Annotated in this window: 7 protein-coding genes; 4 read left to right on the top strand and 3 right to left on the bottom strand. The window is 43.7% G+C overall.

The window, feature by feature from the left end; all coding sequences use genetic code 11:
- Positions 1-17: 17 nt before the first annotated feature.
- On the bottom strand, positions 18-1925 hold the full coding sequence (locus tag DI53_RS18740; RefSeq protein ID WP_037503500.1) for a DUF294 nucleotidyltransferase-like domain-containing protein: 1908 nt from the start codon (positions 1923-1925) through the stop codon (positions 18-20).
- Between the two features lie 26 nt (positions 1926-1951).
- A complete protein-coding gene (locus DI53_RS18735) occupies positions 1952-2596 on the bottom strand; it encodes a 3'-5' exonuclease (protein WP_037503497.1) in 645 nt (214 codons plus the stop codon).
- A gap of 215 nt (positions 2597-2811) precedes the next feature.
- On the opposite strand from DI53_RS18735, the gene katG reads away from it, so the two are divergent.
- From katG to DI53_RS18720, 3 genes are all read left to right on the top strand, one after another.
- Positions 2812-5088: a catalase/peroxidase HPI gene (gene katG, locus DI53_RS18730; protein ID WP_037503495.1), complete on the top strand. Its 2277-nt coding sequence runs from the start codon at positions 2812-2814 to the stop codon at positions 5086-5088.
- A 180-nt stretch (positions 5089-5268) separates the two neighbouring features.
- Positions 5269-6036, top strand: coding sequence for a methyltransferase domain-containing protein (locus tag DI53_RS18725; protein ID WP_037503492.1), 768 nt, complete (start codon positions 5269-5271; stop codon positions 6034-6036).
- A 128-nt stretch (positions 6037-6164) separates the two neighbouring features.
- Entirely contained in the window at positions 6165-6881 is a 717-nt protein-coding gene (locus tag DI53_RS18720; protein WP_206538060.1) for a DsbA family oxidoreductase, read from the top strand.
- A gap of 2 nt (positions 6882-6883) precedes the next feature.
- Here DI53_RS18720 and DI53_RS18715 read toward each other — a convergent pair whose 3' ends face one another.
- On the bottom strand, positions 6884-8473 hold the full coding sequence (locus DI53_RS18715; protein WP_037503490.1) for an ABC-F family ATP-binding cassette domain-containing protein: 1590 nt from the start codon (positions 8471-8473) through the stop codon (positions 6884-6886).
- 251 nt (positions 8474-8724) lie between these two features.
- Between DI53_RS18715 and DI53_RS18705 the strand changes: the two genes are divergently transcribed.
- Positions 8725-9375 carry a hypothetical protein gene (locus DI53_RS18705; RefSeq protein ID WP_037503486.1) on the top strand — a complete coding sequence of 217 codons (651 nt, stop codon included), beginning with the start codon at positions 8725-8727 and terminating at the stop codon, positions 9373-9375.
- Positions 9376-9434 lie beyond the last annotated feature (59 nt).

The raw sequence follows: 9434 nt of genomic DNA, 5'->3' as shown, positions 1-9434 counted from the left end.
CTACCCACTACTTATTATTACCCCAAAATATTATTTGTAAAGCGCATCTTTATGCCTACCTGAAAATTATGAATCGTTTTAAAGATTTCCTTTAATGTTACTTTTTCAATTTTCGTCAATTTATCGATCTTGATGTAATTGTTTGGTTCCGTTTTTTCGACCAAAATCTGATTCGCTTGATTTTCTAATCGTAGAGCCATAAGATAATAATAGGATTGATAGAGCTCCTGATATTGAGCGGCGGTGAACACGCCCAACTCCATCAATTTCTTCAGCCTTTCGCCCGTGTTTTCCTGGTAGACGCGCTTTCGCAGGGCATACACCCGAACCAGATCGACAATAGGCGTCATGGCATTTTTTATATTAAATACTTCCGTTTTGCCTATCGTTTCCGTTTTTATGTTTTTAAAGAACGTCAGCGGTGGCTCATACTGCAATGCATTTTTCGCAATAAAGGCGAAGAAGCGTTCGTTTGGCCGCTGCAACTCTTCTTCCAAAAATTCTTTCAATTGTTCGATGATCATTCTATCGCCATACAAGAAGCGGCAGTCAAAGAAGGTAGAAAACTTGATGGCATTTTCCGGAACGGATTCATCGATCCAATTTTTGTAGTTCTTCTTCCAGTGCGACAGCGAATGCGTCCAGTCAGGGTTGCTAGCCATATAGCCGCCCTTACAATAGATAAAACCAATATCATTTAGGTAATCGGAAACTTTTGTTGCAAAGGTCAAAAAGTAGGCGCGCACCATTTCGCGCTGCTCATTCGCTTTATCTTCATAGATGATTGCATTGTCCTGATCCGTTTTCAGTGTTTGCTCTTTCCGTCCTTCGCTGCCCGTTACCATAAAAACGAACTTTGCTGGGGGTTCGCCCATTTCCCGAATTACTTTCTCAATAACTTTAATGGCAATTGTATCAGCAATTGTCGTAATCACTTGATTGGTTATTTCGGCATTGATGCCCCGACCCAAAAGCTGTTTTATAACTTCGGGAACATAATTCCATTTTTGGCGTAGTTCGTCCGTCGTCTCCGCAAGTTTTACAGACTGAATAAATACGAGCGGCGACTGCCCTTGCTCACTTAAAAGGCGATTTCTGCTTAAGAAGCCAACATATCTGCCGTCTTTCTCGACGAGTAGATACCGTGCCTTTGTACTAAACATCATTAATACTGCCTCATATAAATACGCCTGATGAGAGATAGATAGTATCGGGTTATCCATAACGCTGGCGATCGGCTTCTCGGCATCCACGCGTCTTGCAATAACATTGTCACGTAGTGTGAGATCAGTGGCGTAGCCAATGATGTTATCTTCATTATTTTTAACAAAAATACAACTCACCCGATGCTTCGCCATATGCTGTGCCGCTTCGTAAATTGGCGTTTCGTCATAGCAGGAAACAATGTCTTTATAGATGATGCCATCAATCTTTCGAGAATAGAGCTGCTCAGCGGCGATATAACTTTCTTCAAAACTAGCCGGAGTTTTTACAAAATGCGAGAACTCATCGTCGAGCATTCGTTTTCCAAAGTCAGTCGTGTAGTATTGAAAAAAATCATCATAGGCAGTGCATAGCTCCAAAAACTCTTTTCGTGGCAGGTTGTATACTACAGTACCCTTTTTTGCCATGACAGATTTTAAAGCCTTCGTTCTGTTTAAAAGCACCGAAATACCGCCAAAGCAATAGGGGGAATGATGGATCTCGATTGATCTCTTGTTTTCTGCTGCGTCGAAGAAAAACGTTTCGTATTCGCCTCCTACTAAAATATCCACGCCTTTCATTTCCGTTATTTCCTGACGATAGGCTAACGTATCTTTCGAATATTTAGTGGGGACTAATGAATCGGATATGCCTGCGAGAACACTTTCCGGTAGAAGATTAAAGGGTGCTGTTTGTTTGAGAAGCGCTACCAAATTTTCCATACACGTATCATTATTACTATTGCAAATTACACTTTCAGCTTATCTGCAAAGTTAAGTTTCTGTAAAAATTGAGATTGTTGTTTTATGAAATCCTGTTCCGTTATGTCATTTCGGCGCCAAAGTTCGAAGAAGCATCGCGCCGTTATTTCCGCGTCGCGCTCTGCTTCGTGAAGGTCTAACGGACGCTCATCAAATAATTCTTCATGCAACTGTACCAAACGCAAATAGCCCACAACCGGGTTCAATGCGTATTTTTTACTTTCCAGCATCGTGCAGAAAAAGGTTTGATCGAGGAATGGATTGTGTAATTGGGCACGATAAAAGTCGGCACTCAGCACCTGTATATCCAGCTCGAGAAAATGTCCTATTATAAGCGGTGAATATTTCTTAATATCATAGGCAAGCTTTCGTAAAACATTTTTGCGGCGGTCCCCTTGTTCCTTTAAATGGGCTGTGCTAATGCCATGCACTTTTTGGGAGTCTGGAGAAATCACAATGTCTTCTTCGAAAATGTACTTGCTGACCCGCTTTACCTCAGTTCCATCTAGCAGGTACACGATCCAGGCCAACTGAATGACTGAGGGCCAGTTTTTCTGATCGGAAAAAGGCCTATTCCAGCGTTTTGGAATACCGGAAGTCTCCGTGTCTATAAATAAAAGATAACCCTTCAAGGAATTCGGTTTTGTTTGACGGATAAATATACGTTTATCGAGCCGTAAAAAAGCGCAAAAAATTCATTTAGTCTTGAACGCATCTCTTTCATCGAAACCAGCTATGCGCTATAGAAAATATTGATTGTTTTAATTGTTTAGCATCAATTAACTTTATCTCCTGAAGGAAAACATACCTTCGGTGAATGTGTTAACAGTTATAAAGATTATACAACATGGAAAACCAATCAAATGACATTAGTAAGTGTCCATTTCACAATGGCAGTTTGACATCCCCGATTGGGGGCGGTGGCACGAGCAACCGTGACTGGTGGCCAAATCAGTTAAAGTTGAACATTTTGCGGCAGCATTCAAATTTGACAGATCCTATGGATGAAAAATTTGATTACGCGGCTGCATTTAAAAGTTTAGATCTGCAAGCCGTTAAGGCAGATTTGCATGCCCTCATGACCGATTCACAAGATTGGTGGCCCGCAGATTTCGGTCACTATGGTCCCTTATTTATACGGATGGCGTGGCATAGTGCTGGGACGTATAGAGTAGGCGACGGGCGTGGAGGGGCAGGAGCAGGACAGCAACGTTTCGCACCATTAAATAGCTGGCCAGATAACGTAAGTCTGGATAAAGCGCGACGCTTGCTTTGGCCGATCAAACAGAAATATGGCAACAAGATATCTTGGGCTGATCTTTTGATCTTGACCGGAAACGTGGCATTAGAATCCATGGGCTTCAAAACCTTCGGTTTCGCTGGTGGGCGTGCAGACGTTTGGGAAGCGGATCAAGATGTATATTGGGGATCGGAAACTACCTGGCTAGGAGGTGACGAACGCTATGCACATGGCTCTGATGGCGCAGGCAAAGAACATGGCGTCGTTGTATCCGACGATGATGCCGATGGCGACGTACACAGCCGATTTTTGGAAAAACCACTTGCTGCCGTTCAAATGGGTTTAATCTATGTGAACCCTGAAGGCCCGGATGGTAACCCTGACCCTTTACTCGCTGCAAAAGATATACGAGATACCTTCGGTCGAATGGCCATGAATGATGAAGAAACCGTAGCACTTATCGCAGGGGGGCACTCTTTCGGAAAGACGCACGGCGCCGCGCCCGCTACACATGTGGGAAAGGAACCTGAAGCTGCTGGTTTAGAAGCGCAAGGCTTGGGCTGGAGCAACAACTTCGGTTCGGGAAAAGGGCCAGACACGATTACGAGTGGGCTGGAGGTTACCTGGACGACTACGCCGACGCAGTGGAGCAATAACTTCTTTGAAAATCTGTTTGCCTTTGAATGGGAGTTAACTAAAAGTCCTGCCGGTGCCCACCAATGGGTAGCAAAAGACGCCGATACAATTATTCCAGATGCGTATGATACGGAAAAGAAGCATCGCCCGACCATGCTTACCACGGATCTTTCGCTTCGTGTTGATCCTGAATTTGAAAAGATATCACGTCATTTTTTAGAGCATCCTGATGCCTTTGCAGATGCCTTCTCTCGCGCATGGTTTAAATTGACGCACCGTGACCTTGGGCCTAAATCTCGATATCTTGGACCAGAAGTTCCGTCGGAAGAATTATTATGGCAAGATCCAATACCGGAGGTCAATCATGCTTTGATCAGCGAGGATGATGTGGCAGATTTAAAACAACGCATATTGGAGTCCGGATTATCCGTGTCGCAATTGGTCGGTACGGCTTGGGCATCTGCATCTACCTTCCGTGGATCTGATAAAAGAGGCGGAGCCAATGGTGCGCGCATTCGTTTAGCCCCACAAAAAGATTGGGAAGTGAACAATCCGACGCAGTTGCAACATGTGCTAAACGTTTTAGATGGTATACAAAGGGAGTTTAATGATAAGCAGAGCGGCAACAAAAAGATTTCCTTAGCAGATTTGATTGTGCTTGCTGGTTGTGTTGGTGTTGTGTCGGCGGCAAAGAGTGCTGGCCACGATGTGTCGGTACCATTTCGTCCTGGGCGTATGGATGCTTCGCAAGAGCAGACCGATGTAGAATCCTTCGACTATCTAGAACCGCTTGCTGATGGATTCCGTAGCTACCGGAAGCCAAATGCTCCAGCATTTACGGAAGAATTGCTCATCGACAAGGCAAATCTGCTCACGCTTACTGCTCCTGAACTCACTGTGTTGTTGGGCGGACTTCGAGGGTTGGATATTAATTACGACGGGTCGAAGCATGGCGTGTTTACCGCCAGACCTCAGCAGCTTACAAATGATTTTTTTGTTAACTTGTTGGATATGCAAACCGAATGGAAAGCAATTGATGGTGCAAAAGAGGTCTACGAAGGCCATTGTCGGAAAACCGGAGCCCTGAAATGGACAGCAACGCGTGCAGATCTTGTATTTGGTTCTCATGCCGAGCTTCGCGCTATTGCTGAAGTTTATGCCAGCGCTGACGCACAGTCAAAATTTATAAAAGATTTCATCAACACTTGGGCTAAGGTGATGGATCTTGATCGTTTTGATCTGAAGTGATGTAAGCAATGCCTATCGCTGTTCACGGAGCAAGACGTATAGGTCAAGCTGGGAGGGGGAATGCAACGAAGCAATCGTAAATATAAAGTGCGATTGCTTCGTCATACTCCCAATGGCGTATTATTTGGTATGCAGAGACCTGTCCTTGGGTACCTTCTTTTTTATTCTTAACAAAAACTTATGCCTTGGAACCCCAATATTTACAACGATTTTAAAGATATTCGGTATAAACCTTTTTATGATTTATTGAGCTTTATCGATCAAAGTCAATCGCCCGCCAATGGTGTCGATTTGGGTTGTGGTACCGGAGAACAAACCGCTATTTTAGCGGAGCACTTTCCCGATACAACCTGGTTGGGTGTCGATTCATCACCTGATATGCTCGCCGATGCGCCTCAAAGCAATGCAAGCAACTTAAGTTTTAGGCACCAAACAATTGAACATGTGATCTCCACCGGTGGTAGATGGGATGTAATATTTAGCAATGCGGCACTGCAATGGACCGACGACCACAAGCTATTGTTTCCAAAACTTTTGGAACTTCTCAACCCCGGCGGGCAGTTTGCGGTACAAATGCCGGTTCAAACGGAAAATAAGCTAAATAAGATCCTATTTAGTTTGGCAAATGAAGAGCCATTCAAAAGCTATCTTAATGGTTGGAACCGACCGTCATCGGTATTAAACAGCGATGAATATGCAGAAATAATGTTTGAAGCAGGTCTAGTAAACATTCGTATAGAGCAACGGATATACCCCATTATCGCAGAGCAGCACAATACCCTTTTTAATTTCATTTCTGGCTCGGCGCTCATTCCGTACATGGAAAGGCTAGAAGGCGTACAGCAGGAAGCCTTCGTTGATAATTTCAAAAAACGTATAGCCGAAGCTTTCTCGAAATTACCTGCGATGTATGCATTCAAACGCCTTTTTCTATTTGGGACGAAATAGGAATTTTTAGTTTACAAAAATCTAGAATCGGAAGATACACCGTTTGTCATTTTTCCGTGCTATGTCATGTTTTGTTAGCTTATCTAAAACTAAATAGCTTTTTGCTAGTTTTAATAAAAATTTAAGCTATGGCAGAAATGATGAAGGTTGAGGTGTGGAGTGACATTATGTGTCCCTTCTGTTATATCGGGAAGCGGCGGTTTGAAGAGGCGCTTGCACAACTTCCGTTCCGTAACCAAATTGAGTTGGAATGGAAGAGCTATCAGTTAAATCCCTACTTACAAACAGATACAGAGCAAAATTACTACGAGAATTTAGCCACGAGTAAAGGAATATCGCATGAAGATGCGCGCGCCATGTGTGATCAAGTTTCAAGCTTTGCAAAAAGTGTGGATTTAGACTTTGACTTAGATCGCGCTATCGTTGCGAACTCATTTCGCGCACACGAGTTTTCTCACTTCGCGAAGCGCTACGGAAAACAAGATCAGGCCGAAGAGTTGCTGTTTCAAGCTCATTTTACGAAAGGTGAAAATATAGATGACGTCCATGTACTGATAGACATAGCGGCTGCGCTGGGACTAGATACAAATGCATTAACCCATGCGCTGGAAAACCATGTCTTCGAAGATGAGGTGCGTCAAGATATTTACGAAGCCCAGCAGATCGGCGTTCGCGGTGTTCCATTTTTCGTTTACGACAGGAAGTACGGCGTCTCAGGCGCGCAAGAGGTGGATGTATTTATACAAACCGCCCAAAAAGCATACAACGAATGGTCTGGCGACAAGAATCCAGAAATAGATATTGTCGGCGGTTCCTCTTGCGGTCCTGAAGGCTGCTCGTCGTAACATTAAAGTGTTACGACGCGGGTTATATGCAATGCTCTTAAAAAATGTTGATCGTGTGTAATAACCAGTAGTGTTCCTGTATACTCTTGCATCGCCCGTGTCAATATCTCAATATTTTGGATATCCAAGTTGTTTGTAGGCTCATCAAGAATGAGGAGATCAGGAGTGGCCTTGTGTAAAGTCAAACAGCATAGGGCGAGACGCATGCGTTCTCCTCCGCTGAGCATGCCGCATTGTTTCGACCAACATTCAGCCGAAAAGAGAAATTGATCTAGTTTCGTTTTTACCTCATGCTCTAGAAAGGCCCCATCGTTTACCATTTGCGCTTGTTCATAAACAGATAGTCTGTTGTCGAGCAAGTTATAATCCTGATCAATATAAAACGGATTGTGGGGATATCGCTGAATCTTACCTGAAGTAGCTACAAAGTTTCCAAGAATCATCTGCGCAAATGTCGTTTTTCCAGAACCGTTAGCGCCTTGAATAGCCACGCGTTCACCCATATTTAGTCGAAAAGTCAACGGTGCTGTCCAAAGATCCCGGTCTTCAATATGCAGATTTAATTCGGTAATTTCGATGAGTGCCTTGCCGGGATGCTTTAGCGCATTCTCTGCAAATCCAAACCGCATAGTGCTACCTGCGGGGCGGGCCGTGCGCATTTCCGTCAGCTCTTGTTGCAAACCTTCCATTCGCTCGGTATGTACAGATCGTAATTTGGAAGTGCTATTTTCTGCATTGTTGCGCAACGTATTCATCATAATGCGCGCCACACCGGCTTTCTCTTGTTTTTTCTTACCACGGGCATCTGCTCGTTGCTGCCGCTCTAAGGTGTCACGTTCCTTATCTTTTGCTTTGCGTATCTCTTTTTCTTGACCGGCTATCTTGTTAAGCAAAGCGAGATGAGCCGATTCTTTTTGTTCCTTATAGTGGTCGTAATTCCCGTTGAAAGTCGTGATTCCAGCCTTGCTAAGCTCAACCATACTGTCAAATAGATTCAACAACTGCCTGTCGTGACTTACAATAAGCATGGTGCAATTCATTTCGCCGATGAAACGGTAAAGCAACTCTTTGCCTATAGCATCAAGGTGGTTGCTAGGCTCGTCCATCAGTAAAAGTTCTGGGCGGGAAAGCCAGGCAGCGGCTAAAAATACCTTAACTTTTTCTCCGCCACTGAGATTGCTTAAGAATCCTGTCAGCGCTACATTGGTAAGCCCCCAATGGGTTAGCGCTCGCAAACAGCGCTCTTCGACCTCCCAGTCGTCATCGAGAATAGTAAAGTTTGTTAGGTCATCTTTCCCACTCAAAATGGCGTAGTAAGCGTTCAACTTTTCCGACACACCTAATACTTCGGCCACAGTTTGGCTATCGAATTGCCCATACAATTGCGGTACAAAAAAGATAGTGCCATTCGTGGGAACTTCACCTGATGAAGGGGGAAGTTTTCCGGCAATGAGTTGTAGTAGCGTTGATTTGCCTGTGCCGTTATTACCAATCAGCGCAGCTTTTTGAAACTTAGATAGTGAAAAGGAAAGGTTGCTGAATAGCGTTTCTTTATCCGGATGGATATATGTTAAGTTTTGTATTACAAACATGATTACGTCTTTAAATGATAAAAAATGGCGGATAGGACGTCTATCGCTATCCGGTCTTCATACTCAAGAAATAATCAAATCTTACATACGCTATTTTGTGAGAGCAAAGATATAAAATTTTCTTCAACTTTCTCTGTGCATAAAAGGCAGTATGATTTTAAAGCAAATAATGCGTTTAGGAAGCTGGCGACAATGCGTTTGGACGCGTTTTTGCAGGAACCAATGATGTCTAATAACTTAATAACGTATATATGATACGAGTATCGAAATTTGCGTGGATCTTGACGTTATCAACGTCTATCCTAGTGGCTTGTAACGGCGGGAAAGGGTCGGCAGAGTCGAATGAAGAGACTGATCAACGCACAAATCAAGTCGATGGTGCAGGAAGTTTTGATAACCTCCAAGACGGAGCCTCCAAGATGGAGACAATGCAAGCGAATTTAAAAAATATTAAAAAACTCACAAATGAGGAGTTGAAAGCTTTTTTTCCTGAAAACTTAAATGGCTGGCCTCGTTCCGCCTATTCGGGAGGTAATCAAGCTTATGGAGTAGATGTTGCCTCTGGTAATGCAGTTTATGAAGCACCGGATGATAAGGAGCTGATGCTTACATTGACCGATGGTGCGGGAGAAACTGGCGCTGCGGTTGTTTCGTTGATGGCCATGAGTCTAACTATGGACTCAGAAAAAGACTCGGAGTACGAGATGACAAAGAATGAGGATGTCCAGGGATACAGAGCAGCAACACGAGAAACTAAGCCACAGCAGGAGGGAAGCGTAGTAGACTCTGATATAACCTTTATCTATAAAGAACGTTATCTCGTTAAGTTAGAGGGCGATGGATTTAAACTTGACGAATTAAAGGACCTTGTTGCTAAGCTTAATTTTGCGGCATTAAAATAAGCAGGCAAAATTGTTCCAAATATTCTGTTACGAAATCTACAATTGGCCGTCCGGTTTAG

Origin of the sequence: Sphingobacterium deserti (assembly GCF_000757725.1) — a bacterium.
Lineage (GTDB): Bacteria > Bacteroidota > Bacteroidia > Sphingobacteriales > Sphingobacteriaceae > Sphingobacterium > Sphingobacterium deserti.
Note: the sequence above shows the minus strand (reverse complement) of the source record. Positions and strands in the feature narration are given on the sequence as shown.